Genomic DNA, 1,790 nt, shown 5'->3' with positions numbered 1-1,790 from the left:
CCGTGGGCGCCTCGGTGCTCGCCGAGTTGGCCCGGACCACGCCGATCGCGACACCGCCACCGACCACCAGCAGGGCGACCACCACGCCGATGATCACCGGGAGGCGTTTGCGGAACCCGCCGCGGGCACGGCCGTTGCGGTTGCCCCCGTTGCGCCCGCCGTTGCTCCCGCCGCCGGGGATCACCATCGGTGCCGGGACGGGTGCGTCGGTCAGCGTGCCGGGGTTCTGCTCGGCGGCGGGCTCGACGTCCGGCGCGCCCTGCTCGGACTCGAGCATCTGGGTGTCGCCGGACGGCGTGGCCAGGCCCGCGACGGACTGGCCGGCCGCGATCCGCGCCAGCGAGTCCCGGGCCTGTGACGCGCTGGGCCGGTCGGTCGGGTCGTTGGACAGCAGTCGCATCAGCAGCGCGGTCATCGACCCGGCCTCGGTGGGCGGTCGGATCGCGCCGGTGGCGACCTTGTGCAGCAGCGCGTAGGCGTTGTCGTCGAGACCGAACGGCGGCTCGCCCTCGACCGCGGCGTAGAGCGTCGCGCCCAGGGCGAACACGTCGGAGGCGGCCGTCGGCTCCTGGCCGCGGGCCACCTCGGGCGAGAGGAACGCCGGCGTCCCGGCGATCACGCCGGTGCGGGTGAGCTGGACGTCGTCGACGGCGCGGGACACGCCGAAGTCGGTGATCTTGGCCCGGCCGTCCTCGGCGAGCAGGACGTTGCCCGGCTTCACGTCCCGGTGCACCACTCCCGCCGCGTGCGCGGCGGAGAGCCCGTCGGCGACCTGACGGCCGATCGCGGCCGCCTCGCGCGGGCTCATCGGGCCCTTCTCGGCCAGAACAGCGGCCATCGAGCGCGACGGCAGGTACTCCATCACCAGCCAGGGCCGCTCGTCGTGCACCACGACGTCGAACATGCTGATCACGTGCGCGTGCTGCAGCCGGGCACCGATCCGGCCCTCACGCAGGATCCGCTGCCGCGACTCCTCGAGCTGGTCGGCCGAGGGCAGCGCGGCCGCGAGCAGCTCCTTCACCGCGACGGTCCGGTTCAGGAGCTCGTCGGTGCCCCGCCAGACAGCGCCCATCGCCCCGGCACCGATCCGCTCGTCGAGCCGGTAGCGGTTCCCGATCCGGGCGGTCTCGGGGGTGGGCGAGCTCATGAGGTCCAAGGGTAGGCAACGTCGATACGGCTCATGCCAGCAGGGCACCCGCAGGTCTCACCCGTTCGAGTGACATCCATCTCGGTCAACCGTGCCCCGGCCGCACTACTGCCGAGTAGGCCGTGCGGGTGTGGTCAGGGTCATTTCGGCAGTCCCAGCTTGGAGGAGCACGCGGGCCACGAACTGTACCCGCCCCGGGCGTCCCTGACCTTGGTCGCGACCTCGATCTGCTGTTCCTTCGTGGCCTGGTCGGCGCGGGGTGCGTACTCGGTCCCGCCGAAGTCGCTCCAGGTGCCCTTGTCGAACTGCAGCCCGCCGTAGTACCCGTTGCCGGAGTTGATCCCCCAGTTCCCGGTCGACTCGCACTGTGCGAGCTTGTCCCACGAGGGATCGGCGCTCGCATTCGGTGCCTTCTCCGGCGTCTTCTCCGGGGCCTCCTTCGGGGCCTCCTTCGGCGTCTCCGCCTCGGGTGCCTTCTTCGGGGCCTCCGCCTTCGGAGGCTTCTCGGCTTCCTCGGCCCCGGTTTTCTTCTCCTGCTCCGAGTCCTCCGCCTTCTCGTCGTCCTTCCCGGAGCCGGAACTGCCGGAGCTTCCGGGGCCCGTGTCGGACTTCTCGCCCCCGGACGTCCCCTCGTCGGGGGGCT

At 72.2% G+C, this 1,790-nt stretch carries 2 protein-coding genes; both read right to left on the bottom strand.

The window, feature by feature from the left end:
- Positions 1 to 1,147 (bottom strand): serine/threonine-protein kinase (locus I4I78_RS32255; RefSeq protein ID WP_218615292.1); only part of this gene is annotated, 1,147 nt, incomplete at its 3' end.
- A 140-nt stretch (positions 1,148 to 1,287) separates the two neighbouring features.
- On the bottom strand, positions 1,288 to 1,790 hold a 503-nt coding region (locus tag I4I78_RS32250), incomplete at its 5' end, for a transglycosylase family protein (protein WP_218615291.1).

It is taken from the genome of Pseudonocardia sp. KRD291 (assembly GCF_019263595.1).
Classification (GTDB): domain Bacteria; phylum Actinomycetota; class Actinomycetes; order Mycobacteriales; family Pseudonocardiaceae; genus Pseudonocardia.
Note: the sequence above shows the minus strand (reverse complement) of the source record. Positions and strands in the feature narration are given on the sequence as shown.